Source organism: Methylobacillus draconifructus (assembly GCF_045984355.1).
Lineage (GTDB): Bacteria > Pseudomonadota > Gammaproteobacteria > Burkholderiales > Methylophilaceae > Methylobacillus > Methylobacillus flagellatus_A.
Genome location: NZ_JBJQII010000003.1, coordinates 336,685 through 361,942 on the forward strand (window position 1 = coordinate 336,685; position 25,258 = coordinate 361,942).

At 57.7% G+C, this 25,258-nt stretch carries 24 protein-coding genes; 6 read left to right on the forward strand and 18 right to left on the reverse strand.

Features of this window, described 5'->3' with window-relative positions:
- Positions 1–187: 187 nt before the first annotated feature.
- The 6 genes from ACJSDX_RS08065 to htpG all read right to left on the reverse strand — a co-directional run bounded on the left by ACJSDX_RS08065 (position 188) and on the right by htpG (position 5,480).
- On the reverse strand, positions 188–613 hold the full coding sequence (locus ACJSDX_RS08065) for an ExbD/TolR family protein (RefSeq protein WP_407994266.1): 426 nt from the start codon (positions 611–613) through the stop codon (positions 188–190).
- On the reverse strand, positions 610–1,359 hold the full coding sequence (locus ACJSDX_RS08070) for a MotA/TolQ/ExbB proton channel family protein (protein WP_407994267.1): 750 nt from the start codon (positions 1,357–1,359) through the stop codon (positions 610–612). The genes ACJSDX_RS08065 and ACJSDX_RS08070 overlap by 4 nt, the downstream gene beginning before the upstream one ends.
- A 51-nt stretch (positions 1,360–1,410) precedes the next feature.
- Positions 1,411–2,181, reverse strand: a complete 771-nt coding sequence (locus tag ACJSDX_RS08075) for an energy transducer TonB (protein ID WP_309564807.1) — start codon at positions 2,179–2,181, stop codon at positions 1,411–1,413.
- Positions 2,182–2,227: 46 nt separating this feature from the next.
- The gene (locus tag ACJSDX_RS08080) at positions 2,228–2,383 is read right to left on the reverse strand and encodes a hypothetical protein (protein WP_309564806.1); all 156 of its coding nucleotides are present in this window, start codon (positions 2,381–2,383) and stop codon (positions 2,228–2,230) included.
- 318 nt (positions 2,384–2,701) lie between these two features.
- Positions 2,702–3,319 carry a 30S ribosomal protein S4 gene (rpsD, locus tag ACJSDX_RS08085; RefSeq protein WP_309564805.1) on the reverse strand — a complete coding sequence of 206 codons (618 nt, stop codon included), beginning with the start codon at positions 3,317–3,319 and terminating at the stop codon, positions 2,702–2,704.
- A 274-nt stretch (positions 3,320–3,593) separates the two neighbouring features.
- Positions 3,594–5,480 (reverse strand): molecular chaperone HtpG, encoded by a 1,887-nt coding sequence (gene htpG, locus ACJSDX_RS08090; protein ID WP_407994268.1) that lies wholly within the window; start codon positions 5,478–5,480, stop codon positions 3,594–3,596.
- A 187-nt stretch (positions 5,481–5,667) separates the two neighbouring features.
- On the opposite strand from htpG, the gene ACJSDX_RS08095 reads away from it, so the two are divergent.
- Positions 5,668–8,076 carry a TonB-dependent receptor gene (locus tag ACJSDX_RS08095; protein WP_407994269.1) on the forward strand — a complete coding sequence of 803 codons (2,409 nt, stop codon included), beginning with the start codon at positions 5,668–5,670 and terminating at the stop codon, positions 8,074–8,076.
- A 190-nt stretch (positions 8,077–8,266) separates the two neighbouring features.
- Here the strand turns inward: ACJSDX_RS08095 and ACJSDX_RS08100 are convergent, their stop codons facing one another.
- A complete protein-coding gene (locus tag ACJSDX_RS08100; RefSeq protein WP_407994270.1) occupies positions 8,267–8,908 on the reverse strand; it encodes a TetR/AcrR family transcriptional regulator in 642 nt (213 codons plus the stop codon).
- 263 nt (positions 8,909–9,171) lie between these two features.
- On the opposite strand from ACJSDX_RS08100, the gene ACJSDX_RS08105 reads away from it, so the two are divergent.
- The 4 genes from ACJSDX_RS08105 to ACJSDX_RS08120 all read left to right on the forward strand — a co-directional run bounded on the left by ACJSDX_RS08105 (position 9,172) and on the right by ACJSDX_RS08120 (position 14,600).
- Positions 9,172–10,503, forward strand: a complete 1,332-nt coding sequence (locus ACJSDX_RS08105) for an LLM class flavin-dependent oxidoreductase (RefSeq protein ID WP_407994271.1) — start codon at positions 9,172–9,174, stop codon at positions 10,501–10,503.
- On the forward strand, positions 10,500–11,837 hold the full coding sequence (locus ACJSDX_RS08110; protein WP_407994272.1) for an MFS transporter: 1,338 nt from the start codon (positions 10,500–10,502) through the stop codon (positions 11,835–11,837). Before ACJSDX_RS08105 ends, ACJSDX_RS08110 begins: the two co-directional genes overlap by 4 nt.
- Positions 11,838–11,921: 84 nt before the next feature.
- Positions 11,922–14,219, forward strand: coding sequence for a TonB-dependent receptor (locus ACJSDX_RS08115; RefSeq protein WP_407994273.1), 2,298 nt, complete (start codon positions 11,922–11,924; stop codon positions 14,217–14,219).
- Positions 14,220–14,336: 117 nt separating this feature from the next.
- The gene (locus ACJSDX_RS08120) at positions 14,337–14,600 is read left to right on the forward strand and encodes a hypothetical protein (RefSeq protein ID WP_309564798.1); all 264 of its coding nucleotides are present in this window, start codon (positions 14,337–14,339) and stop codon (positions 14,598–14,600) included.
- Between the two features lie 9 nt (positions 14,601–14,609).
- Here ACJSDX_RS08120 and ACJSDX_RS08125 read toward each other — a convergent pair whose 3' ends face one another.
- Genes ACJSDX_RS08125 through recO form a run of 5 tightly spaced genes read right to left on the reverse strand, consistent with a single transcriptional unit; the run spans position 14,610 to position 18,191 of the window.
- Positions 14,610–15,413 carry a tRNA threonylcarbamoyladenosine dehydratase gene (locus ACJSDX_RS08125; protein ID WP_407994274.1) on the reverse strand — a complete coding sequence of 268 codons (804 nt, stop codon included), beginning with the start codon at positions 15,411–15,413 and terminating at the stop codon, positions 14,610–14,612.
- Positions 15,403–16,332, reverse strand: a complete 930-nt coding sequence (locus ACJSDX_RS08130) for a surface-adhesin E family protein (protein ID WP_407994275.1) — start codon at positions 16,330–16,332, stop codon at positions 15,403–15,405. The genes ACJSDX_RS08125 and ACJSDX_RS08130 overlap by 11 nt, the downstream gene beginning before the upstream one ends.
- 3 nt (positions 16,333–16,335) lie before the next feature.
- A complete protein-coding gene (gene acpS, locus ACJSDX_RS08135; RefSeq protein WP_407994276.1) occupies positions 16,336–16,716 on the reverse strand; it encodes a holo-ACP synthase in 381 nt (126 codons plus the stop codon).
- A 21-nt stretch (positions 16,717–16,737) separates the two neighbouring features.
- Positions 16,738–17,463 (reverse strand): pyridoxine 5'-phosphate synthase, encoded by a 726-nt coding sequence (pdxJ, locus tag ACJSDX_RS08140; protein ID WP_407994386.1) that lies wholly within the window; start codon positions 17,461–17,463, stop codon positions 16,738–16,740.
- Positions 17,457–18,191 carry a DNA repair protein RecO gene (gene recO, locus ACJSDX_RS08145; RefSeq protein ID WP_407994277.1) on the reverse strand — a complete coding sequence of 245 codons (735 nt, stop codon included), beginning with the start codon at positions 18,189–18,191 and terminating at the stop codon, positions 17,457–17,459. The genes pdxJ and recO overlap by 7 nt, the downstream gene beginning before the upstream one ends.
- 129 nt (positions 18,192–18,320) lie before the next feature.
- Between recO and pagP the strand changes: the two genes are divergently transcribed.
- Complete coding sequence (gene pagP, locus ACJSDX_RS08150) at positions 18,321–18,875, forward strand: lipid IV(A) palmitoyltransferase PagP (RefSeq protein ID WP_407994278.1); 555 nt, start codon at positions 18,321–18,323, stop codon at positions 18,873–18,875.
- A gap of 246 nt (positions 18,876–19,121) precedes the next feature.
- Here the strand turns inward: pagP and era are convergent, their stop codons facing one another.
- From era to ACJSDX_RS08180, 6 genes are all read right to left on the reverse strand, one after another.
- Complete coding sequence (gene era / locus ACJSDX_RS08155) at positions 19,122–20,012, reverse strand: GTPase Era (RefSeq protein WP_407994279.1); 891 nt, start codon at positions 20,010–20,012, stop codon at positions 19,122–19,124.
- Positions 20,009–20,689, reverse strand: coding sequence for a ribonuclease III (gene rnc, locus ACJSDX_RS08160; protein ID WP_407994280.1), 681 nt, complete (start codon positions 20,687–20,689; stop codon positions 20,009–20,011). The genes era and rnc overlap by 4 nt, the downstream gene beginning before the upstream one ends.
- A gap of 75 nt (positions 20,690–20,764) precedes the next feature.
- Positions 20,765–21,130, reverse strand: a complete 366-nt coding sequence (locus ACJSDX_RS08165) for a DUF4845 domain-containing protein (protein WP_407994281.1) — start codon at positions 21,128–21,130, stop codon at positions 20,765–20,767.
- 30 nt (positions 21,131–21,160) lie between these two features.
- Positions 21,161–21,907 (reverse strand): signal peptidase I, encoded by a 747-nt coding sequence (lepB, locus tag ACJSDX_RS08170; protein ID WP_407994282.1) that lies wholly within the window; start codon positions 21,905–21,907, stop codon positions 21,161–21,163.
- Positions 21,904–23,697 (reverse strand): translation elongation factor 4, encoded by a 1,794-nt coding sequence (gene lepA, locus ACJSDX_RS08175; protein ID WP_407994283.1) that lies wholly within the window; start codon positions 23,695–23,697, stop codon positions 21,904–21,906. Before lepA ends, lepB begins: the two co-directional genes overlap by 4 nt.
- Before the next feature lie 118 nt (positions 23,698–23,815).
- Positions 23,816–25,249 (reverse strand): DegQ family serine endoprotease, encoded by a 1,434-nt coding sequence (locus ACJSDX_RS08180; RefSeq protein WP_407994284.1) that lies wholly within the window; start codon positions 25,247–25,249, stop codon positions 23,816–23,818.
- Between the last annotated feature and the right edge of the window lie 9 nt (positions 25,250–25,258).

Here is a 25,258-nt window from a genome sequence, read left to right on the forward strand (position 1 = left end):
ACGCGCAGGACAATCCATCACGCCCACAACAGGTGAACTCTTTTACAAGACTACAATAGTGGGAAAAAGTTGAACAGCGATTGCGAAAACATCTTCGCATCTTCCCTACTGGCTCAGGGAAGCGACATGGCCAAAGCAAAACAAAAAAGCCGGGCATGCCCGGCTTTTTGCATTTCAGTCCCGCAGGTTATTTGGGCGTAGGATCGCTCACGAACCCGAGCTTCTGCACGCCTGCATTCTGCGCATACGCCATGACCTCGGCGAGCACCTGGTAACGCGTCTCCTTGTCGGCGCGGATATGCAGTTCCGGCTGCGGGTCCTTGTCGGCAACCTCGTGCAGCTTCACGTTCAGCTCTTCGAGCGTGAGGGTCTGGTCGTTCCAGTACATGGCGCCTGCGCTATCGATGGCGACATCGATGATATCCGGCTTCTCCGGGGAAGGCTGGCTCGTCGCTTGCGGCAGATCGATCTTCACCGCATGCGTCAGCAAGGGGGCGGTGATGATGAAGATCACCAGCAACACCAACATCACGTCCACGAGCGGCGTGGTGTTGATCTCGGACATGGGACGGCTGTTGCCCTCCCCGCCGCCGATTCCGCCGCCTGCCATCATGCCGTCACCTCTTTCAATGTGGCGCCGGTACGGACAGCGGCGGCGCCTGGGGTAGTCTTGCTGCTAGGGTTCAATGGAGCGCCGGTGGTCAGCAGGATATGCAGATCATTGGCAAACCCCTCCACTTCGCCCAGGATGAGGCGGTTGCGGCGTACCAGCGCGTTGTATGCCAATACCGCAGGAATCGCCACAGCCAGGCCGAGCGCGGTCATGATCAAGGCTTCGCCCACCGGCCCGGCCACCTTGTCCAGTGTCGCCTGGCCGCTTTGGCTGATGCTCGCCAAGGCATGGTAAATACCCCATACCGTACCGAACAGGCCGACGAAAGGCGCCACGCTTCCTACCGATGCCAGCATGGTCAGGCCGTAATCCATGCGCTCGCTTTCAGTGGAAATCTGACGGCGCATGGCGCGGGCGATGAATTCGTCCTTGTTGCAAGCCTCTTCGACATTGCTGGCGACATGTGCCTGATGATGCTCGGCAGCGTCAACGGCCTGGTTTGCAACGCGGGAAACGATGGTTTCGCCGCTCTTGTGGCGCAGTGCCGACTCGACCGAGGGCGCCTGCCAGAAGTTATTGCTGTACTCGCGGTTGGCACTGCGGATGGTCAGTGCCTGATAGAACTTGACGACCATGAGATACCAGCTTGCCACTGACATGAAGACAAGCACGACTGCAACCAGAATGGAAACCGGACCGCCGTCCAGAATGAAATCCAAGCTGCTAAATTCGTATGCATTTTCCATATTGCATTAATCCTATATGTTTTAAAGTATGACTAACCTGGTTGAACTTGCTTAATCCGAGATGGAGAACCGGACCGGGGCAATCACGGACACCTTCATCGGCTTGTTGTTACGCTTGTACGGGTTGAACCTGGACTTCTTGGTCGCCTCCAGCGCGGCCTTGTCCAGCCGCTCGGAACCACTGCTGGTCTCGATCTGGATGGTCTCGGGCACCCCTGCTTCAGAGATCAGTATCCGCAACATCACGACGCCCTGCTCTCCCAGCCTTCTGGACATGGCGGGATAAACGGGAATTTCCTGATGCGAATATGAAACCCCGCTGATCGCCACTTCCGGGATAGGCTGGTCCTTGGGCTCAGGCGGCTTGACCGGCTCCACCTTCTCGGCAACCACGGGCTTGTCCTGGACGGGCGCTTGCGAAGGCGCCTGCTTGACTTCCTGGGGCTGCGGTTCGGACACTTCCTCCTTGACCTCCTCCACCTGCTCGACAGGCTGGGGAGCCTCGATTGGGACAGGTTTATCCACCACCTTCGGCTTGGGCTTCGGTTTTGGCTTGGGCTCAGGCGGTTTCGGCTGGGGTTGGGGCTCCGGCTCGGTGATCGCCACCTCGGGAATAGGCTCCGGACTTTTCACCAGGCTCACCATGATAGGCGGCGCGGCCTCTTCCTTGTGGGGCTCCCTGGTGGAAACGGCGATCAGGGCGGCAAACACGGCGGCATGGATCGCCACGGTGGCGATCAGCGCCTTGGCAGAAAAATCCTGTGTGTCTTGTTCTCGGAAAACCCGTTTTGGAACTAAATTGCGCGTTGGTTTTTGACTCAATTGCCCCTCAACATATTGCTCTTTTGAAAGGCGTGCAAGTGAAGACTCAATGGACATTTTTGATGCTGGCAGTGAATTGACTATGAGATTTGTTGGCACTATATATTGCCAGCCGGGTCGCCGCTTCCTGAATCATTTCAGCAAGCGAGTTGAACGCGTGGTCTTCCAGGCGCAAACTCAACGCACCGACTTCAATTTCCATGACATTACATTCCTCACAGTACAACACCCTGCATCCTTCAGCTCCAGCAAGCACTACACGCCTACAATTGTTCGCTGTCTTCATCGTTATCCCGCTCGTTGTTTGGGGTTGCAGTCAATGATGCAAGGCTACCCTTGCAACAAGAGCGAAAAATGATAACTATTCTCATATATGCAGTCAAGAATAATACGCATTCTAGCAGCTAATTAAGCACGATTCTTATTATTTCTTGCATATAATATGCATACGCACTGCGTCAAATTGCCGCACAAAACAAAAAAGGCCGCTGATAGCGGCCTTTTCGATTCCGTCAAGAAATTACAGACGGTTGGCGTAGTATTCAACAACTTGCTGAACGTCAACAGGGAACGGAACATCTTCCGCTGCTGGCAAGTGGGCAACCTTGGCTTGCTGTGCTTGCTCTGCCCAGGTGATCCACTCTGGACGGATCAAAGGCGGGTTGGCCAATGTTTCCACCACGATAGGCAGCTTGGTGCTGCTGGCCTTCAGGGAAATCTCGTCACCCACGCGCAAGCGGATGGACGGGATGTTCACGGACTTGCCATTCAGCAATACGTGACGGTGGGAAACCAATTGGCGTGCAGCGGCAATCGTCGGTGCGAAGCCAGCGCGGAACACGACGTTGTCGAGGCGGCGCTCCAGCAGTTGCAGCAGTGTTTCGCCGGTAGGGGACTTGCCCTTACGCGCATCTACCACCAGGCGGCGCAGTTGCTTTTCGGACAGGCCGTAGTTGAAGCGCAGCTTTTGCTTTTCTTGCAGCTTGACGCCGAAATCGGACTTCTTGCGGCGTGTATTCTTGGCGCCATGCTGGCCAGGAGGGGTTGGGCGCGCCTCGATGGTCTTGCGGGACAAGCCAGGCAGATCAATACCAAGTGCGCGCATTACTTTAAGGCGTGGGCCGGTGAATCTAGACATTCTTCAAAACTCCTTCAATAGTTGGATTGATCAGGCTGACCTGACAAATAGCTTCCTGCACCCCGGCAATCATGTTCGGGATGGATAGCTCGACGCTATCACCATGCCTGCAAGGCATGGCATACCTGCACACTACAAACTCCGCGTAAGCCTGTGGCTTTACACGAAGCCGCGGATTATACAATAAAAAACCGCCATTGACCAAGCGTCAATGGCGGTTTTTCGAGTGCCTGCCGCTTTAGCCAGGCGCGGCAAGGCAGCAACGTGGCCGCGCTCAGGCCAGCATGGCGTTCACGCGACGCACGAAGGCGGCCGGGTCTTCCAGTTGGCCGCCTTCCGCCAGCAAAGCCTGGTCAAACAGGAGATGAGCCCAGTCTGCAAATTTGGCGTCGTCCGTCACCGCCTTCAGGCGCTGCACGATGCCGTGATCCGGGTTGATCTCCAGGATAGGCTTGCTGCCCGGCGTCTTCTGGCCTGCGGCCTTGAGCAGGCGCTCGAGATTGCCCGATAGGTCGTTCTCTCCCGCCACCAGGCAGGCAGGGGAATCGGTGAGGCGGTGCGTGACGCGGACCTCCTTCACGCTGTCGCCCAATGTGGACTGGATATGCTCGACCAGGGACTTGTATTCGTCCTCGACCTTCTTCTGCTGCTCCTTCTCGGCTTCGTCTTCCAGCTTGCCAAGGTCCAGGTCGCCCTTGGCCACGGATTGCAGCTTCCTGCCGTCGAACTCGGTGAGGCTGCCCAGCAGCCATTCGTCCACCCGGTCGGACAACAGCAACACCTCAATGCCTTTCTTGCGGAAGATTTCCAGGTGCGGGCTATGCTGGGCCGCGGCAAAACTATCTGCGGTAATGTAGTAGATAGCTTCCTGGCCCTCCTTCATGCGGCCGATGTAGTCCTTGAAGGAAACCACCTGCGCGTCGGTATCGGCATGGGTGCTGGCAAAGCGCAGCAGGCCGGCGATCCTTTCCTTGTTGGCGAAATCCTCGCCCGGGCCTTCTTTCAGCACGCGGCCGAATTCGTTCCAGAATTTGGCATATTCTTCCGGCTTGTTCTCCGCCAGGTCTTCCAGCAGGCCGAGTACGCGTTTCACGGAACCGGTCTTGATCGCATCGATGTCCTTGGAATGCTGCAGGATTTCGCGCGAGACGTTGAGCGGCAGGTCGGCGCTGTCGATCACGCCGCGCACAAAGCGCAGGTATTGCGGCATCAGCTGCTCGGCATCGTCCATGATGAACACGCGCTTCACGTAGAGCTTGATGCCGTGCTGGCGCTCGCGGTCATAGAGGTCGAACGGCGCCTTGGACGGAATGTAGAGCAGGGAAATATACTCCTGCTTGCCTTCCACGCGGTTGTGGCTCCAGGTCAACGGATTCTCGAAATCGTGCGAGACATGTTTGTAGAACTCCTGGTACTCCTCTTCGGAAATATCGCCTTTGCTGCGCGCCCACAAGGCGGAAGCCTTGTTCACGGTTTCGTCCTCATCGGTGGCCACTTGCTCGCCGTCCTTCCACTCGGACTTCTTCATGACGATGGGCAGGGTGATGTGGTCGGAATACTTGCGGATGATGGACTTGAGCTTCCAGTCATTGAGGAACTCGTCTTCGCCCTCGCGCAGGTGCAGGACGATGTCGGTGCCGCGGCTTTCCTTGTCGGCAGGCTCCAGCGTGTAGTCGCCCTCGCCGCTCGACTCCCAGCGCACGGCCTCGTTGCTGCCGGCACGGCGGGTGGTCAGGGTCACTTTGCTCGCAATGATGAACGCGGAATAGAAGCCGACGCCGAACTGGCCGATCAGGTTGGCGTCCTTGGCCTGGTCGCCGGTGAGGGACTGGAAGAATTCCTTGGTGCCGGACTTGGCAATGGTGCCGATATTGCGGATCACTTCCTCGCGGCTCATGCCGATCCCGTTGTCGGAAATGGTGACGGTACGCGCCTCCCTGTCAAAGCTGACGCGGATCTTGAGGTCGCTGTCATTGCCGTACAGGCTGTTATCCGCCAGCGCCTCGAACCGCAGCTTGTCCGCGGCGTCGCTGGCGTTGGAAATCAGCTCGCGCAATACGATTTCCTTGTTGCTGTAGAGCGAATGGATCATCAATTGCAACAGCTGTTTGACTTCGGCCTGGAAACCCAGTGTTTCCTTTTGTAGTGTCTCTGTGGACATCTTGCTAACTCCCGTTATGCAGTTGAATGACAATGCTCCATATATAAGGACGGCTTAACAAATTTCAAGCGCCTGGCATCAAATGCCGCCATTTAGATATAAAATACGTAAAAAATCATCAAAATAAGTCATACAGTTGTCATTAACGAGATGGCGGTCCTGCCAACCTCACAAGGGAGTTCCAGTCTTGAAGTACTGCATCATGGGCGGCAGCATGCTCGCCGTCATCGCCACGTCCAGCCCCAGCCATGCCCATGATGAACCGCCTTCAGCCGAAACCGAGCAAATCCAGGAACTCGAAGCCACCAGGGTGACTGCCAGGCGGCGTCTGGAGAAGGAGCAGGACGTCCCCGCGACCGTGTCCGTGGTCAAGGGCGAACAGCTGGAAGCCAGCAGGATCTACCAATTGCAGGATTTGCCGCAGCTCATGCCCAGCCTCACGGCGCAATTCCTGCATCCGCGCCAGTCCAGCATCGCCATCCGCGGCATAGGCAACAACCCGGCCAACGAGGGGCTGGAAGGCAGCGCCGGCATTTATCTCGACAACGTATTTCTCGGCCGACCCGGCCTGGCCGTGTTCGACCTGCTGGATATCGAGCAGGCCGAACTGCTGCGCGGCCCGCAAGGCACATTGTTCGGCAAGAACACCACCGCCGGCGTGCTCAACATCACCACCCGCAAGCCTGTTTTCAAGCCGGAATATTCGGCGGAAGCGAGTTATGGGTCGCGCGACTTCGAGCAATACAAGGTCATGCTCAACCAACCGATCAACGAGATCGCAGCCTTTCGCATTGCCGCCTACAAAACCCATGACGACGGCTGGGTGAAGAACACCTACGACGGCAAGAACCTCAACGAGATCAACCGCACCGGCGCACGCGGCCAATTGCTGCTGCAACCCAGCGAGTCGTTCGACCTGCGCCTGATTGCCGAGCACAACGAGGAAGATTCCAGCACCGGCACGCTGGTGCCTTATAGCCGTGGGCCGTGGACGCCCAATCCCACCTCTTTCACTTTCGTCGGTGTTGATCCAAACACGTTACAACCAATCTTTCGTCCAGATTATTCCCATAGCACTCCCGATGGCACGCCTGGCTCCAACGCCACCGACGCCATCACCTACGCCAACGGCCAGGGCGCATCCAATCGCCCCTACGACCCCAAGGACTACAAGGTCACGTTGGACGGCAGACAGCGCACCCGCACCAGCCAGGATGCCCTATCCGCGGAAGCCAACTGGCATTTCAACGGCTACACCCTCACCTCGATCACTGCCTGGCGACAATGGCAATTCAAGCCGGACAACGACCTCGACCGCACCAACCTGTTTGCGGTCAACGGCGGCGTCGATGCCCGCCACAAGCAATACTCGCAGGAAATACGCCTGGCCTCGCCCCTGAGCGACGTATTCGACTATGTGGCGGGCGCTTATTACTACTATCAGGACATTTCCAACCACGAGCAGTACATCACCGGGCCGGACGCTTTCGCGCTGACCACGATATACCCCGACAATTCGGCGTTTTCCGGGTCCGGCTATGCCAAGACCCACAGCTACGCGCTTTTCGGCCAAGGCACCTGGCACCTGACGGAAAAGCTGGACCTGACCGCAGGCCTGCGCGCCACGGTGGAGAAAAAGGAAGCGAGGGTGGTGCAAAACCAGATTACCCCGCTGCCGCCGATCCTCTCTCCATTGCTCGATCACTACGATACCGGCGTGCAACGCCAGAAGGATGAAAGCCTTTCCAGCCTGCTGACAGCGAGCTATTGGCTGAATGACCGCGTGCTTGGCTACGCCACCTACTCATCCAGCGAGAAATCCGGCGGCTTCAACACCAACGGTGTGGCTTCGCCTGGCGCGGTACTGGGCACGGATGCCTTGAACATAGACCCGGAAAAAGCCAAAAATCTCGAATTCGGCATCAAGTCGAGCTGGCTAGACCAGCGTCTCGTCGCCAATGCCAGCATATTCCTGACCAAGGTCAAGGATTACCAGACCATCACCGGCACATCCATCAACGGCACCTATACCGGCCTGCTCACCAATGTAGGCGACCTGACCAGCAAGGGGGCCGAGCTGGATTTGCGCGCCCGGGTCAACCAGCACCTCAGCCTGAGCTTGAGCGGCGCCTACACTGATGCCAGCTTTGACCGCGGCACCGCCCCCACCCCGGCCGAGGAATTCAACGGCCCTGGCGGCACCAGCGACAGCGGTTACGGCAAAGGCACGCGCAGCATCGCGGGCAACCGGGTGAACGGCGCATCACGCTGGGCATTCAGCACCGCCGCCCACCTCCGCTGGAACCCGGGCGACAACCTTGAGCACTACACAAATGCGCAATACAGCTGGCGCTCCGAAAACTATGGCGACGTCAACAACTCCGAATACTCAAAGATTGCCGGATACGGCATCCTCAACTTCAGCACCGGCTTGCGGGTAACCAGCGGCAAGCACCGTTGGGATTTGTCGCTGTGGGCCAAGAATTTATTGGACAAGCGCTATTTCCTCGGCGTCACCAATGCGGGCAGCAACCTCTATGTCGGCTCTGCCGGCCAGCCGCGCACCATTGGCGCCAGCCTGCGCTATGACTTTTAAAACCGCTGTCAAAACTCCTGCTGACGTTATTGCTCTGTCTTATCGTGCCGCTTGTGTTGTCTGCGGCAGAGCGCCTAGTCAGAATCGCTTGGCTGGAATTTATTAGCGGCTCTTAGCGTGACTGGCAATGCTCTTCTGGTTGAGTGCCTTGCGCCACTTGAGCGGTGGTGACCGCACTGGGCTGCTTCGACTATACGGCAACTTCGGGCAGAAAATAACCATGAACGAAGAGATCGACCGCAGACCTGACCAACTCAACCCTTGCCTCCGGCCCCGGCAAGGTCGCCTCATCGCGCAGCAGGTAATAATGGCCATGAACGCATAGCTGCACGAACTGGATGGTCACCGCCCTGACGTCGGAAAAGCGCACCAGCCCTTTCTGCCTGAGCTGCTCGAGATAGCGCTCTATCGGCATGCGCGCCTGGTTCGTCACCTGGTCCACCAGGCTGGACAATCCTTCCACACGGTCGACTTCCGCCACCACCATGCGGCTGAACTTCATGTTGTCGCGGTTAAACCATTGCTCAGCCATGACACAGCCTATGTCGAACAGCGCCTGCCTGGGCGGCCTGCTGGTATTGATGGCCGCAGTCAACGCGGCTATGTACTGCACGACATACTTGTTGATCACCGCCATGAACAGGGTATTTTTGTTGGAGAATTGGCGATAGATTGTCAGCTTCGAGACACCCGCCGCCTTTGCAATGCCCTCGATGCTGGCGCCTTGCAGGCCTTTCTCCCGAAAAGACTCGGCCGCCACGTCGAGGATATGCTGGGCAAGCTGTTCTGAAACTTCCTTGGTAGGTCTGCCAACGATGGTTTTGCTATTCATCCTGCTCCATTCAAATGAGTTTGCAATTGGCAAGGCATGCATTATGCCATTCTTGCATCACCCCCTGCTTTTTGCCTGCTGCCTGCATTTATTCTAAAAAAGAATATCAATATTTAAAATAAGTATTTTTCATTCTAAAAAAGATCGGGTAGATTGCTTCCATTAAGTAAACGTTACCGTTCACTTAATTGCAACCTTTTTATGGCTACTGCTGGCGCGACGCATTTCGCGCCAGCAGTAGCCTGGAAGTACACAAGGACAATATGGCAACCCAAAAAAGACAAATAAAGCTGGGCGCATTCCTACAGAGCGTAGGGCATCACCTGGCCGCCTGGCGGCACCCGGACGTCAACCCGGCCGACGCTACCAGCCTCGCCCACCTCAAGAACCTGGCAAAGATTGCGGAACGGGGGAAATTCGATGCCATCTTTTTTGCCGACGCATTGGGCTTGCCGCAAATAGACAAGCGCCTGCTTGCCAAGGGAGCGATCACCTATTTCTGGGAGCCCCTGACCGTATTGTCAGCAATCGCTGGCAGCACAGAGAAAATCGGCCTGATCAGCACCGTCTCCACCAGCTACCTGCAACCGTACCACCTGGCCCGCCTGTTTGCCTCGCTCGACCACATCAGCCAGGGCCGCGCGGGTTGGAACCTGGTAACGTCCGGCACCGATTTCGAGGCGAACAATTTCAGCCTGAGCACGCAGATTCCCCATACCGAGCGCTATGAACGCGCCCGGGAATATGTCGATGTGGTGAAGGGCCTGTGGGATAGTTGGGACGACGAGCCTTATTTATTCGACAAGGCATCGGGCAATTTCTTCGACCCGGACAAACTGCATTTCCTCAACCACAAGGGCGCATACTTCTCCGTATCCGGCCCGCTGCAGTCAGCCAGGCCTGTGCAGGGTTATCCTGTCATTGTCCAGGCCGGATCGTCGGAGGATGGGCAGAACCTCGCGGCCGCCACCGCGGAGATCGTCTTCACCGCACAGCAATCACTGGAGGAAGCCCAGGCGTTCTACAAGGGCTTGAAGGATAGGCTGGCGCAACACGGGCGCTCGCCCGACAGCCTGCGCATCATGCCGGGCGTCATGCCCATCATTGGCCGTACAGAAGAAGAAGCGCTGGAAAAATATGAGCAGCTGCAGTCGCTCATCGACCCTGCCGTAGGGATCGCACTATTGTCAGCCTTCCTCGGCAATATCGACCTCAGCAAATACTCGATTGATGGCCCGGTTCCCGAATTCCCCAATACGGAAGGCTGGCAAAGCCGCCAGCAGCTGCTGGTGGACCTGGCGCGCCGCGAAAACCTGACCATTCGCCAGCTTTACCAGAAGGTGGCCGGCGCACGCGGCCACCGCATCATTACCGGCACGGCAAACAGTATTGCCGATCAGTTGGAGCTTTGGTTCACGCAGGGCGCCGCTGATGGCTTCAATATCCTTCCCGCCACTTTCCCCCACGGCCTTACCGAGTTCGTGGAACAGGTGATCCCCGAACTGCAGCGTCGCGGATTGTTCCGTACAGAATATGAGGGCAGCACGTTGCGTGAACACCTCGAATTGCCACGCCCCAGGAGCCAATATCAATGAGCCGCGCCACCGCCCCGCTGGAAACCCAAGCCGGCATCGCCCCCCCCACCGTTGAGGACGACCGCTACCTCTTCGGTAAGCAAGGCACCCTGTGGGTGTTCTCCCTACTTTGCCTGTTGATGGTTTTCGACTTTGCCGACCGCCTGATCATTGCCGGCTTGCTCCCTTATATCAAGGCAGAATGGGGATTGAGCGACGCGCAGTCAGGCCTGCTCAGTTCGCTGCTGACCCTGGGCATGGTGTTGTTCGCTTTCCCGGTATCCATTGCGCTTGACCGCTGGAGCCGGATCAAGACCGCCAGCCTCATGGGCGTATTCTGGGGCGTGGCTTCTGCCAGCGGCGCCTTTGCGCAGAATTTCGGGCAACTGGCTGCCAGCCGCGCCTTGGTAGGCGCAGGCGAAGCGGCTTACGCACCGGCCTCCTACGCCTGGATCAGCGCGGCATTTCCGCGCCGCCGCTTGCAGCTTGCGCTGGGCGTATTTTCTGCCAGCCAGCCTATCGGCATGGCGCTGGGCATTGCCCTCGGAGGCTTCATTGCGGCGCACTACGGCTGGCGCCATGCCCTGGGGCTGATGGCGATTCCGGGCATACTGGTTGCCATTGCGCTCTACCGCTGCCGCGATTACCGCAATATCCAGCCTGAAACATCTTCGGCAGACCAGCAAAAGCCGGGGCACTGGCAAGTGATTCGCCATAACTGGTCTCGCATCGTGCGCACGCCGTCGCTATTGCTCGCGTATCTCAGCAGCGCTATGGCAACCTTGCAGTGGGTGCCGGTGGTCTTTTTCCTGCCCACTTATCTCAACCGCATCCATGGCATCCCCCTGCAACAGGCATCGCTCATGACCAGCGGGCTGTTGATGATCGGCGTCGTGGCCATTCCGCTGGGAGGCTGGATCATGGATACACTGACGCGTCGCCACCGTCATGCCAAGATATATTTCTCCACCATCGCATTTGCCTTGTCTGCCGTGCTTTATGGCATCGCCTTCGGTATTGCGCATGACGCACAGACGCAGTACCTGCTCATCATCCTGGCCAGTTTCTCGGCTGCCGTCAGCGCATCCGGCCCATTGAGCATGACCCAAGAGCTGGCTCACCCGTCTGGCCGCGCGCTGTCGGGCACCACGTCCGTCATGACCCTGCACCTGCTCGGGTCGGTGCCCGGCCCGTACTTGGCCGGGCTGTTGTCCGATCATTACGGGCTGGGGCAGGCCCTGTTCATCCTGCCCGTGATCAGCGGCACCCTGGCGGTCATCCTGCTGGCATTTGCATCGCGCCATTACCCGCATGACCTGGGCAAGGCCGGGAGTTACAGGCTGGAGGCTGGATAAACATGCATAACAACCATAAGCAGCGATGTATCCATCCGGGCCGCTCGTCGCACGCCATTCGATATTAATTTAGGGGAAGACACCATGAAGTTGAGCAAGCCATTCGTCATCAGCAGTATTGCATTGGCAATACATGCTGCGTTCAACCCGGCTTATGCCGAGGAAAACGATCCGGCAGTCAGCGTTGGAAAAGAATCTGAAGCACAAGCAGAGAACCAATTGGGCAGCATTACCGTTACCGCCCGCCGGCGTACGGAGAAAGAGCAGGACGTACCCGCCCCGATCACCGTGATCAAGGGCGAGCAGCTGGAAGCCACCAAGATATACCAGGTGCAAGACCTGCAACAACTGCTGCCCAACTTTACCTCGCAATTCATCCACGCGCGCCAGTCCAGCGTCGCGGTGCGCGGCATCGGCAACAACACTGCCAACGAAGGCCTGGAGGGCAGCGTCGGCATTTATCTCGACAACGTCTACCTCGGCCGTCCGGGCCAGGCCGTATTCGACCTGCTGGACATCGAGCAGATCGACCTGCTTCGCGGCCCGCAAGGCACATTGTTCGGCAAGAACACCACTGCGGGCGTGCTCAACATCACCTCAAGACAGCCCGTGTTCAAGGAAGAACGGACCATTGAAGTCTCAGGCGGCGAGCGAGGCTACCGCCAGCTCAAGGCCATGATCAACCAGCCATTGAGCGAAACCGTGGCCGTGCGTGTTTCCGCCTACGATACCCACGACGACGGCTGGATCAAGAACACCTACAACGGCAAGGACTTGAACGAGATCAACCGCCAGGGCGTACGCGGACAGATATTGATCAAGCCCAGCGAAACCTTCAATTTGCGCATCATTGCCGAGCACAATGAAGAGGATTCCAGCACCGGGACATTGATCCCGTATAGCTTCGGGCCATGGAGAAATACTACTTATGCCCAGAACGCAGCCGCACTGGGAGCGGTCAACATTGCGCGCAGCCCCTATGATTACAAGGTTGATTTCGATGCAAGACAGCGGTCAAAAGTCAACCAGGATGCGCTTTCGGCAGAGGCAAACTGGGATATCAATGGCTACAAGCTCACCTCGATCACTGCCTGGCGTGACTGGAAATTCAGTCCGGAAAACGACCTGGACTTTACCCGCCTGCCTGGCCTCACTGGCGGCTTCAAAGTCAATGAAGAACAGTACTCACAGGAAGTACGTTTGGCCTCGCCATTGGGAGAAGTGTATGACTACGTGGTTGGTGCGTACTATTACCACCAGAATATCGATAGCAACAATGCTTATGAAACAGGCGCAAGCGCGCTGGCCTTAACTGCCGCGTACCCTCCCAATGCCAGCCTGGCTGGCAAAGGAACGGCAAAAACTGACAGTTATGCCCTGTTTGGACAAACTACCTGGCATATCAGCCAGGCGTTTGATTTAACAGGCGGCCTGCGCTATACCGTAGAAAAGAAAGAAGGCCGCGTTAACCAGCAGACGATTAACCCTGCAATCTATGCCGGATTATCTCCATTATTTAGAGCTTATGACACAGGCACGCTTAACCGGCGTGACGAGAGCATTGCAGGCTTGCTGACCGCCAGTTACCGATTCACTGATGATATTTTAGGTTTTGTCACTTATTCCACTGGTGAAAAATCAGGGGGATTCAATGTCAACAGTGTGGCAACCCCTGCTGCAATCCTTGGCAATCAATCTCTGGATATTGATCCTGAAAAAGCACGAAATCTCGAGGTCGGAATTAAAACGACTTGGTTAGATAATCGCTTGAATATCAATTTAAATGCGTTCCTGACCAAACTCTCCGATTATCAGGCGATTACGACGACCGAGTACAATGGAGCTTATGTCGGCCTGCTTACCAATGTGGGAGACTTAACCAGCAAGGGCTTGGAACTCGATATCAAGATTGAACCAAACAAGCATGTGGCTGCTACATTCAATGCTGCATACACCGACGCCACTTTTGATAAAGGCACTGCCCCTACCCCGTTTGAAGAAGGCGGTGTCGGATATCGCACCATCGCAGGCAATCGCGTCAATGGCGCCCCGCGCTGGACAGCCAATGCAGGTATACAGCATCGCTGGAACATCACCGATACCGTCGAGCACTACACTGCTGCCAACTATGGCTGGCGCTCGGAAACCTACGCCGACGTCAACAACTCGATTTATTCCAGGATTCCGAGCTACGGCATTTTCAATCTAAGTACTGGCTTCCGCATTCCTCACGGCAAGAACCAGTGGGATCTCTCGATCTGGGCCAAGAACCTTTTTGACAAGCACTATTTTCTCGGGCTTGTAAACTCGGGCAGCAATTTCTACGCTGGATCTGCCGGACAACCACGCACCGTTGGAGCAAGCCTGCGCTACGACTTCTAACTCGGCAAAATACTTAAAGGGGACCAGCCACCTGGCTTACGCAGCAGGTGGCTGATTTTTTATGTAGATAGCCATATTTCACGCTACACTATGCCCTACTCATCAAAGGGGATTGCGATGGCGAAGATCACCGTCAACAAACTGGATGAACATGCTTTCGAAGTAGCCGTTGAGGCAAGCTCGGCGACTACGCACCGGGTGACAGTGGCGCCAGACTACGCGACAAAACTCAGCTTGGGACGCTTTGACAATGAGGAATTGATCCGGCGCTCTTTCGAGTTTCTGCTGGAGCGCGAATCCAACACCAGCATTTTGCGCAGCTTCGACCTCTCCGTGATTTCGCGCTATTTTCCGGAATACGAGCGCACCATATCCCGATAACAATCCAAGCTATCCCGCCAATAATAGCTTGAGCACTTCCGCCGCCGCAGCCATGCCGCACGGGGCGGTGACGGCGACCGAGGAGCCATACCCGGCGCAATTGAGACCCGTTATGCCGCGTGCGTCCGCGCTGCAACTGGCATCCGGCTGCTGTATGGGTTCGTCGGAATAAATACAGGCAATGCCGAATTTCTGTAATTTCTTTTTACTGCCTGGCTTGTTGCCATCCAGGCCTTTCGGAAAACCGTGATCGCGCCGCAACTGGTTGCGTACCTTTGCCAATAGCCTGTCGCCGTGCACTTCTGCCAAGTCCGCCACCCGGATGCGTGTAGGGTCGACACGTCCCCCCGCCCCGCCTGCCATCACCAATGGAATCCCGAGCTTGCGGCACCAGGCGGCCAACGCCACCTTGGCCCGCGCATCGTCGATCGCATCCAGCACGGCATCGAAACGCGTACCCAGTAGCGCGTCGAGGTTGTCCGGCGTAATGAAATCCTCGATCTCGCGCACCTCGGCCAGCGGGTTGATCGCATGCACGCGCTGCGCCATGGCGGCGACCTTGGCGAGGCCGAAATTGCCCTCGACAGCATGCAGTTGGCGATTAACGTTGGATTCGGCAATATTGTCTAGGTCAACCAAAGTCAGCTTGCCTACCGCGCTGCGCGCCAGTGCTTCGACCGCCCATGAGCCCACGCCTCCCATGCCGATCACGGCGACATGCGCATGGCGGAAGCGTTGCAGCGCGGCCTCGCCATACAGTCTGCGCACGCCGCCGAACCTACGCTCCCAATCGATATCCCGGCTATCGCCCACTTGGCGGCTCCTCGCACCCGACGGCACGGATCTCGCGCTGGTATTGGTCCAGGCCATGGATGGCGCAATGGTTTTTCTCCGCGTCATCGGCAATGCGCGCGAGTTGATCGAGGTATTTCTGCATGGTGTCGCAATACAGGGCATGGGCGTCGACATCGGCCTGCACGCGCGCTTCCAGCGCTTGCAAGTCGCTCAATGTCGCCTTGCAGGCATCCTCCTGGAACGGGTTGCGCGCGGGCTTGGCTGCCGGGCTGCAAATCGTCTTGGCAAGATGCTGCGCCGTGGCCGACTTGTCCACAGGCGCAAAGGGTTGAGGCTTGTCGAACAGGGGCTCGGCCTTGCCGTCGCGCAGCCTTTGCGCCTGCAATATCCTGAAGGTGCCTTCGCCGCAATTGAATTGCAGCGCGCTCAGGGTTTGTTCATTCTTGTTGAACAGCTTAACGCGGGTATTGACCCTGAATACTTGGCCGGGCAGTGTTTGCAGTGAAGCGCGGTCCAGCGCCACCTCGCCCGCATTGCTGTTGCTGACCACTTCCCATCTGGGTACCGATGACGAAGGCATCGCAACGGGAGCGGCGCAATACCGCTGCTCCAGCTGGTCCGGCAGCGAGCCTGGGCTGATCGGCTCTTCCGCACGCGGGGCGTCGAACCTGACCACCTGCTTGCCGTCCTTGAGTTGGAACCCCTTGAGGTAGCTGAAGCGCTTGGCCCTGCAATCCACCTGCATGGTGGTCACCCAGATGCCATCGGCCTGCTCCACCTTGGTCTGCACGGTAAACTTCTGCTCCGCGGTATTGCGCACCACGCTGGCCTGGTCGACATAGTGCTTGCCGACGCTGCTCTCCCCCGCCAGCTCCCATTGCTCTGCACTCGTCGCAGCGCCTGCAAATAGCAGGCAGGCAAACCACAGGCTACGCATCGTTCAGGCTTTTTCCAATACCACGAAGGCAGCGGCAAGCGCTTTTTCATCGCTGATGGATAGATGCAGGCCGCCCACTCCCTTTTCCGCCAGCCACGCCTGCAACAAGGGGGCAAGCCGGAATTCCGGCTTGCCCAGGTCATCATGCCCGATGCCGATATTCTCGAAACTGGCAGCGCCGCGTATGCCGGTGCCCAGCGCCTTGGCAAATGCCTCCTTGGCGGCAAAGCGCTTGGCCAGGAACCTGGCCTTGACCCGGCTCGCCTCGTATTCCTGCCATTCGGCGGCATTGAGGATGCGCTGGGCGAATGCGTCGCCGAAGCGGCTGAGCGATTCCTCTATGCGCACCACCTCGACAATATCGGTACCTATCCCGTAAATCATGCTGGATGTTGGCCGAACCGCCTAGTTCGCCTTCTGCACGATCAGCGCCTTCATTTCGCGCACCGCGTATTCCCAGCCGACGAACAAGGCATGGGCCACGATCGCATGGCCGATATTGAGCTCTTCGATGCCGGGGATGCCGACGATCTCATGCACGTTGTGGATATTGAGGCCGTGCCCGGCATTGACGGTCAGGCCCAGCGCCAACCCATGGTCCACCGCCATGCGGATGCGCTGCAGTTCGGCATGTTTCTCGGTGTTGGTCTTGGCATCGGCGAATGCGCCGGTATGAATCTCGATCACGGGCGCGCCGGCGGCCCTGGCCGCCTCGACCTGCTCTAGGTCAGGGCCGATGAACAAGGAAACGCGGATACCCGCATCCCCTAGCGTCTTGCAGGCGGCCTTGATGGTGCCCAGGTTGCCGGTCACGTCCAGGCCGCCCTCGGTCGTCCGCTCCTCGCGGCGCTCAGGCACCAGGCAAACGTCCTGCGGTTTGACCTGGAGCGCGATGCCGACCATTTCGTCGGTCACGGCCATTTCCAGGTTCATCTTGGTCTGCAACAACGGACGCAAGGCAAACACATCCGCATCCTGGATATGGCGCCTGTCCTCCCGCAAGTGGATGGTGATGCTGTCCGCCCCGGCCTCCTCGGCGCGCAAGGCGGCCTGCACGACGCTGGGATATTGGGTGCCGCGCGCCTGGCGCAAGGTGGCTACATGATCGATATTGACGCCTAGTTTCATAATGCCTGCAAATCCATGAGTAATTGTCGGGTATGTAAGGGCTTCTCGCCCAGGTAATGCGCCAGCAAGGTACGCATCAACTGCTTGCTTTGCTGCTGGGTCAAGGCATCGCTGTAGTCATCCTGCGCCATGGCGAGCAATGTCCTGCCGGATAATTGTACGCCATTTGCCGGCGCCGCATGCTGGCTCGTGCGGGCCGCTCCCTGCTCAGCCACGTAGGAATACACGTAGTCGGCCTCGATGGCATTGCCCGCGTTATCGTACTCCAGCGGCACGGCATAGCCCAGCTCCTGCAGCATCTTGAGCTCGAAGCGGCGCAAAGTGGTCGCGGGCGGCACCTGGTCTTGCGTGAGGATACGCAAGGTCTGACAGTAATAGTCGAACAGGGCGTCATGCCCATCCTCGCGAGGAAGCAAGCGCAACAGCAACTCGTTGAGGTAGAAGCCGCACATCAATGCCTCGCCGCGCAACAGGAGCAAGCCCGCCCCCCATTCCATGCTGTGCAGGTTCTTGAGCTCGGCCTTGCCCGACCAGGTCGCCTGCAATGGCTGGAACGCCTGCAGCATGCCGCGCATGGCCGAACGCGGACGCCTCGCGCCCTTGGCGACGGCCGCCACCCGGCCGAACTCGCGGCTGAACAACTCGACCACCAGGCTGGTTTCCTTGAACGGATAGGTATGCAGCACATAAACAGGCTGATTGTCTTGGCGGTGGATGTTACTGAGTGCCATGCAAACTTTATGTTAGATTAAGAACCAGCACGCATTTTATCTCAGGTTTCCTCGCCCATATCAGCGCAGTGGAGAAACCTTTCCTCATGCTCTGCTGTCAGCTTTAGCAGATGGTTAAGGTATAGGCTTATGAATATCAGGCACGGCATCATCGCGATGAGCAGCACCATGCTCGTCCCACTGGCGGCAGAGGCCGCGTGCAACACGGACTACTCATGGATAGACAAGTCATGCGAGCGCATCTCGGATACCTGGAAAAACGGCGATCATGACCTCTACATCCCGCTTTGGACCCACCACTTGCGCTTTGCCTACGATAACGACAAGATCGACTCGTTCCGTGAATTCACCTGGGGCCTGGGATACGGACGCAGCCGCTACAATGCCGCAGGCAATTGGGAGGGCGTTTACATGATGGCATTCTCGGACTCGCACAGCAATGTGCAACCTATGCTGGGCTATGGACACCAATGGATGATGGGACCTCGGTCGGGACTGCATGCCGGCGTCGGCTACACGGCATTCCTCACTTCGCGTGCCGATATCTACAAGAACATCCCCATCCCTGGCGTACTGCCGATTGCGTCGTTCAACTACAGGCAATACTCGGTAAACACCAGCTATGTGCCGGGCGGCCGGGGCAACGGCAATATCCTGTTCTTCTGGTCCAGGGTCGGCTTTTAGAGCCTGCTCACAATTTTTTCATGAGGTACGTTGCTCCGGCAGTGTAGTCGAAGCAAGGCGCAAACCACAGACGGGCTCATTGCCCGGCGAGGATTTGCAACGCAGCAGCGGCTGCGCTGCCGGAGCAACCCGGAGGGCATGCCCCTAAAACACGTCCGCCGCGTTGCAGCATTACCTGCACACTGGGCCTTGACCAGACACGTTTTGGAGCCATGCGTACCCTATGAAAAAATTGTGAACAGGCTCTCAGTAGCCCAGGGATTTCAAGGCGCGTTCGTCGTCCGCCCAGCCGCCCTTGACCTTCACCCAGGTCTCGAGCCAGATCTTGCCGCCGAACAGCTTTTCCATATCTTGGCGCGCCTCGGTGGAAATGCGCTTGAGCTTTTCGCCGCCCCTGCCGATCAGCATCGGCTTCTGGCTATCCTTGTCGACAATGATGGCGGCATGGATACGGCGCAAATTGCCTTCCTGCTCGAACTTCTCGATCTCCACCGCTACGGAATACGGCACTTCGTCTCCCAGCAAACGGAATATCTTTTCACGCAGCATTTCTGCCGCCAGGAAGCGCTCGTTACGGTCCGTCAGCTCATCCTCGCCATAAATCGCCGGTTGTTCAGGCAGGTGTTCACGTACGGCAGCCAGCAGCTCATCCAGATACAGATTTTTCTTGGCGCTTACGGGAATAATGCCGGTGAATGGAAACTCCAGGTCGAAATCCTGAATCAACGGCAACAGGTTCCCCTTGTCGCCCATCAGGTCAGCCTTGTTGACGACCAGGAATACTGGCTGATTCTTCGGCAGCAGCTCCAGCACCTTGCGGTCCGCATCTCCCAGGTGCATGGGCTCGATCACAAACAACACCACATCCACCTCGCTCAGCACCTGGGTGACGGTGCGGTTCAGGTTGCGGTTGAGCGCATTGATATGCTTTTGCTGGAAACCTGGCGTATCCACGAACAGGAATTGCGTATCTTCCGTGGTATGTATGCCCAGCAGGCGGTGCCGCGTGGTTTGCGCCTTGCGTGACGTAATGCTCAGCTTGAGGCCGAGGATATGGTTGAGCAATGTGGACTTGCCCACGTTGGGACGGCCGACGATGGCGACGGTGCCACAACGAAAAGCGTTGGATGATGTCATTTCTTTCCTTTTTCGAGCAATTGCTCGTAAGCCAGCTGGGCGGCCTGCTGCTCAGCCGCACGTCGGCTGGAGCCTTTGCCCTCGGTGGTAATCTGGAACTTGGTGATATGGCAGCTCACCCGGAATGTCTGGCAATGCGCTTCGCCCTCGGTTGCCAAGACGTTGTATTCGGGCAGGTCTATTTTGCGCCCTTGCAGGAATTCCTGCAGCAAGGACTTGGCATCCTTGCCGATCGCCTTGGGATCTATGCTTTCCATGCGCGGCAGGAACAAGCGCTTCACCAGCGCCTCGGCAGCCGGGTAGCCCCCGTCCAGGAAAACCGCGCCGATGATGGCTTCCATGGCGTCGGCCAGCACGGAGGGGCGGCGCCAGCCGCCGCTTTTGAGCTCGCCCTCGCCCAGGCGGAGGAATTCGCCGACATCCAGGCCAGTGGCAATCTCGCTCAGGGTTTGCTCCTTGACCAGCTGGGCGCGCAAACGGCTGAGGTCGCCCTCGGACAGTTTGGGGAAACGCTGGAACAACTGATGCGCCACCAGGAAATTCAGCACGCCGTCACCAAGGAATTCCAGGCGCTCATTATTGTTTCCGGAATAGCTGCGGTGCGTCAACGCCAGCGTCAGCAGGCTTTTATCCTTGAATTCGTACGCAAGCTGGCGTACCAGGCTGTTCTGGCTCAAAACGGCAGCCCGCCACGAGATACATGCAGCATTGAAAAAGCCATGCAAGCCACACGGCCAGGGCAAGATTGACGATCAACGGGCATTGTCGGTAGATGTCTCGAAGTCCAGCAAGACACTGATATTGGAAAACAAGGGCACCACGACCTGGTAATCGACCGAAAGCGCCGTCTTACCGTTCTCATCGCGCAGGAAGGTCAGGTCCCGGGCTTCGACGCTGCGGATATCGTCTATGGTCGCGCTCTTCTGGAAAGCGGTAATCATGTCGGCCTTGCTCATGCTGGAAAACGCCGGATCATGGGCAATGCGGCTGATCGCTTTCTTGACGGCAAAATACTCGATGTAGGCAGGCGTGAGCTTCATCGCCAGCACTGCAAAAAACACGCCCACTGCAATAACGACCATCAGGCTCAGGAATGTCATGCCCTGCTGTCTTTTCATGCTGGCTCTCCCTTCGAGTTGATTGGATATTTATTTGATCTTGGTGCCAATTCTGCCAAAGTCGTCGAAATTCCACCAGATGAAGAATGCCTTGCCGACCAGGTTGTCCTCGGGCACAAAGCCCCAGACGCGGCTGTCCTTGCTGTTGTCGCGGTTGTCGCCCATCGCGAAGTAATGGCCTGCCGGCACTTCCACTTCGCCATCGAACGCCATGCCGTTTTCCTCGATGAGGATATCGTGCCTGACCTCGCCAAGCTGCTCCTGATAGCGCTTGGTCGCGATCATGTTGAGGCCGGAGCCGACATATTTGTAATCATCGACATAATCGGTCTGCACTGCCTGGCCGTTCACGTACAGGCGCTTGTTGCGGTAGGCAATGCGGTCGCCCGGCACGCCGATGACGCGCTTGATGTAATCGATCGATGGATCAGGCGGGTAGTGGAAGACGAAAACGTCCCCGCGTTGCGGATGATCGACCTCGAAGAAGGTCTTGTTGAGGATGGGCACGCGCAAGCCGTAGGAAAACTTGTTCACCAGGATGAAATCGCCGGCCAGCAGCGTCGGCATCATGGAGCCGGATGGAATCTTGAACGGCTCGACAATGAAAGACCGGATCAGGAACACGGCCAGGATCACGGGGAAGAAGCTCTTGGAGTACTCCACGATCACGGGGTCTGCCGCATCCGCAGCTCGCTTCTTGCGCCAGAACAGGCTATCCAGCAACCAGATCACCCCGGTGATCACCAGCACCGCCAACATGAACAATGCAAACATCATTTGTCTTCAACCCTCAAAATAGCCAGGAATGCTTCCTGTGGAATTTCAACGTTACCTACCTGCTTCATGCGCTTCTTGCCCTCTTTCTGCTTTTCGAGGAGCTTCTTCTTACGCGTGATATCGCCGCCGTAACACTTGGCCAGCACGTTCTTACGCATGGCCTTCACGGTTTCGCGCGCGATGATGTTGGCGCCAATGGAGGCTTGTACGGCGATATCGAACATCTGGCGCGGAATCAGCTCGCGCATCTTGGATACCAATTCGCGGCCTCTGTAGACGCTGTTTGAACGGTGCACAATCAACGACAACGCATCGACGCGTTCGCCGTTGACCATGATGTCGAGCTTGACCAGGTCGGCCGCGCGGAACTCGAGGAACTCATAATCCATGGAAGCGTAGCCGCGAGATACGGACTTCAACCGATCGAAGAAATCCAGCACCACTTCATTGAGCGGCATTTCATAGCTCAGCATCACCTGGCGCCCCATATACTGCATGTTGCGCTGCACGCCGCGCTTGTTGTTGCACAAGGTCATCACCGGGCCGACGTAATCCTGCGGCATCAGCAGGTTGATGGTAATGATGGGCTCTCGGATCTCGTCAATGCGAGATGGCTCGGGCAGGCGCGAAGGGTTCTCGATCTGCACCACTTCGCCGCTCTTGAGCAATAACTCATACACCACCGTCGGCGCCGTCGTGATGAGGTCCATGTCGTACTCGCGCTCCAGGCGCTCCTGCACGATTTCCATGTGCAGCAGGCCGAGGAAGCCGCAACGGAAGCCAAAGCCCAATGCGCTGGAGTTTTCCGGCTCGAACTGCAGCGAAGCGTCGTTAAGGCGCAGCTTTTCCAGCGCCTCGCGCAAGGCTTCGAATTGGTTGGATTCGACCGGATAGAGCCCGGCGAACACCTGCGGCTGCACTTCCTTGAAGCCGGGCAAGGCCTCGCTCGCGGGCTTGTCGGCCAAAGTGATGGTATCGCCGACCTTGGCGCTGGTGAGCTCCTTGATGCCGGCGATGATGAAACCCACCTCGCCTGCGGACAACGAAGCGCGCTGACGCGACTTGGGCGTGAATACGCCGACCTGCTCGCAAAGATAGGTCGTCTTGGTCGCCATCATGCGAATCTTGTCCTTGGGCTTGAGCACCCCGTCCACCACGCGCACCAGCATGATCACGCCGACATAGTTGTCGAACCATGAATCGATGATCAAGGCCTTCAAGGGTTTTTCCGGATCGCCCACAGGCGGCGGGATCTTGGCAATCATGTTTTCCAGCACGTCCTGCACGCCGGCGCCGGTCTTGGCGGAACAGCGCACGGCCTCGGAAGCATCCACGCCGATCACGTCCTCGATTTCCTGCATCACGCGTTCTGGGTCGGCGGCAGGCAGGTCGATCTTATTGAGGACAGGCACCACTTCGACGCCCTGGTCGATCGCGGTATAACAGTTCGCCACGCTTTGCGCTTCCACCCCTTGCGAAGCGTCCACCACCAGCAAAGCGCCCTCGCAGGCAGCGAGGGAACGGCTGACTTCGTAGGAAAAGTCGACGTGGCCCGGCGTATCGATCAGGTTGAGGTTGTAGACCTGCCCATCCAGCGCCTTGTACTCCAACGCGGCAGTTTGCGCCTTGATGGTAATGCCGCGCTCGCGTTCGATATCCATGGAGTCCAGCACCTGGGCCTCCATTTCACGGTCTGAGAGTCCGCCGCACAACTGGATGATGCGGTCCGCCAGCGTGGACTTGCCGTGGTCGATATGAGCGATGATAGAAAAATTGCGGATATTCTTCATGTAGTTATTCTAGATTAAGCCAAGTAAAGAAGGGCGCCGAAGCGCCCTTTTACAACACACTAATTAGAGTCGGATTTTACAGCAAATACCGGCTCTCAGCATATTTACTTGGCATGCCTTACTTGCCGATCTTGACCGGCACGTACAGGGTATTGTTTTCCCGCTGCACCAGCAACGCGACCGTCTTGCCCGCCTGCACGGCGTTCACCTGCTTGGTGAATTGCTCCAGGCTTTGCACCTCGGTGTTGTTCAATGCCAGCACCAGGTCGCCACGGCGGATGCCTGCCTGCGCCGCAGCGCCCTGCGCATCCACCACTACCAGAGCGTTGCGGCCGTTCAGGTTGCGGCGCTGCTGCGGCGTCAGCTCGCGCAAGGTCAAGCCCAGGCGGTTGGACTCAGGCTTGGCATTGGGCTGCGAAGCGGGCACGACCTCGTCCTTGTCGGCCGGCATTTCGCCCAAGGTAATGCTCAGCGTCTTGCTGGCGCCCTTGCGCAGTACTTCCACCGGCACTTGCTTGCCCGGCTTGGTGGCGCCGACGATGCGTGGCAGGTCGGAGGAAACATTGACCGCCTTGCCGTCGAACTTGACGACGACGTCACCCGCTTCCAGGCCGCCCTTTTCAGCAGGGCTGCCCTTCTCCACGCCTGCCACCAGCGCACCATTGGTATTCTTCATGCCGAACGACTCGGCCAGGTCCTTGGTGATTTCCTGGATGCCGATGCCAAGCCAGCCGCGTGCCACGCGGCCGGAAGCCTTGAGCTGGTTGGAAACATCGATCGCCACGTCAATCGGGATGGCAAACGACAAGCCCATGTAACCGCCGGTACGGCTGTAAATCTGGGAATTGACGCCGACCACCTCGCCCTTGAGGTTGAACAGCGGCCCGCCGGAATTGCCCGGATTGATCGCCACATCGGTCTGGATGAAAGGCACAAAGTTTTCCTGGGGCAAAGCGCGGCCCTTGGCGCTCACCACGCCGGCGGTCAAAGTACTTTCAAGCCCGAATGGCGACCCGATCGCCACCACCCATTCGCCTACCTTCAACTGCTCCGGATTGCCGATCGTCACCTTGGGCAGGCCGGTCGCCTCGATCTTGAGCAACGCCACATCGGTACGGCGGTCCGCTCCCACGATCTTGGCCTTGAACTCGCGCTTGTCATTGAGCTTGACGATTACTTCGTCAGCTTCGCGAACCACATGGGCGTTAGTCAGGATGTAACCGTCGTTGCTGATGATGAAACCCGACCCCAAGGACTGGGACTTGTATTCAGGCTGCTGCGGGCCGCTCTGCCCGCGCGGCACTCCAGGGAAGCCGGGGATGCCAAAACGCCGGAAAAACTCGTTCAACGCCTCGTCCTCGGGCAACCCCTGGAAAGGAGATCCGCCAGGACCTGACTGCATCACCTGGGTCACGCTGATATTGACAACCGCAGCCCCTTGCTTTTCCGCCAACTCCGTAAAATCGGGCAACTCCTTGGCTAATACCGGTGTTGCCGCAGCCAGGCCAACAGATAAACAAATTGCTGACACGGCAATTAGTTTCTTGAACATTGATTCACC

What these genes read in the sequence shown, in the direction of transcription:
- ACJSDX_RS08070 (WP_407994267.1), bottom strand. Translation starts at nt 1,359, where the DNA reads ATGGAAAATGCATACGAATTTAGCAGCTTGGATTTCATTCTGGACGGC.
- acpS (WP_407994276.1), bottom strand. Translation starts at nt 16,716, where the DNA reads ATGATTTACGGGATAGGTACCGATATTGTCGAGGTGGTGCGCATAGAG.
- ACJSDX_RS08180 (WP_407994284.1), bottom strand. Translation starts at nt 25,249, where the DNA reads ATGTTCAAGAAACTAATTGCCGTGTCAGCAATTTGTTTATCTGTTGGC.
- ACJSDX_RS08100 (WP_407994270.1), bottom strand. Translation starts at nt 8,908, where the DNA reads ATGAATAGCAAAACCATCGTTGGCAGACCTACCAAGGAAGTTTCAGAA.
- rpsD (WP_309564805.1), bottom strand. Translation starts at nt 3,319, where the DNA reads ATGTCTAGATTCACCGGCCCACGCCTTAAAGTAATGCGCGCACTTGGT.
- ACJSDX_RS08080 (WP_309564806.1), bottom strand. Translation starts at nt 2,383, where the DNA reads ATGGAAATTGAAGTCGGTGCGTTGAGTTTGCGCCTGGAAGACCACGCG.
- ACJSDX_RS08110 (WP_407994272.1), top strand. Translation starts at nt 10,500, where the DNA reads ATGAGCCGCGCCACCGCCCCGCTGGAAACCCAAGCCGGCATCGCCCCC.
- era (WP_407994279.1), bottom strand. Translation starts at nt 20,012, where the DNA reads ATGACATCATCCAACGCTTTTCGTTGTGGCACCGTCGCCATCGTCGGC.
- lepA (WP_407994283.1), bottom strand. Translation starts at nt 23,697, where the DNA reads ATGAAGAATATCCGCAATTTTTCTATCATCGCTCATATCGACCACGGC.
- pagP (WP_407994278.1), top strand. Translation starts at nt 18,321, where the DNA reads ATGAATATCAGGCACGGCATCATCGCGATGAGCAGCACCATGCTCGTC.
- ACJSDX_RS08165 (WP_407994281.1), bottom strand. Translation starts at nt 21,130, where the DNA reads ATGAAAAGACAGCAGGGCATGACATTCCTGAGCCTGATGGTCGTTATT.
- ACJSDX_RS08115 (WP_407994273.1), top strand. Translation starts at nt 11,922, where the DNA reads ATGAAGTTGAGCAAGCCATTCGTCATCAGCAGTATTGCATTGGCAATA.
- ACJSDX_RS08130 (WP_407994275.1), bottom strand. Translation starts at nt 16,332, where the DNA reads ATGCGTAGCCTGTGGTTTGCCTGCCTGCTATTTGCAGGCGCTGCGACG.
- ACJSDX_RS08120 (WP_309564798.1), top strand. Translation starts at nt 14,337, where the DNA reads ATGGCGAAGATCACCGTCAACAAACTGGATGAACATGCTTTCGAAGTA.
- htpG (WP_407994268.1), bottom strand. Translation starts at nt 5,480, where the DNA reads ATGTCCACAGAGACACTACAAAAGGAAACACTGGGTTTCCAGGCCGAA.
- recO (WP_407994277.1), bottom strand. Translation starts at nt 18,191, where the DNA reads ATGGCACTCAGTAACATCCACCGCCAAGACAATCAGCCTGTTTATGTG.
- ACJSDX_RS08065 (WP_407994266.1), bottom strand. Translation starts at nt 613, where the DNA reads ATGATGGCAGGCGGCGGAATCGGCGGCGGGGAGGGCAACAGCCGTCCC.
- ACJSDX_RS08105 (WP_407994271.1), top strand. Translation starts at nt 9,172, where the DNA reads ATGGCAACCCAAAAAAGACAAATAAAGCTGGGCGCATTCCTACAGAGC.
- lepB (WP_407994282.1), bottom strand. Translation starts at nt 21,907, where the DNA reads ATGATGTTTGCATTGTTCATGTTGGCGGTGCTGGTGATCACCGGGGTG.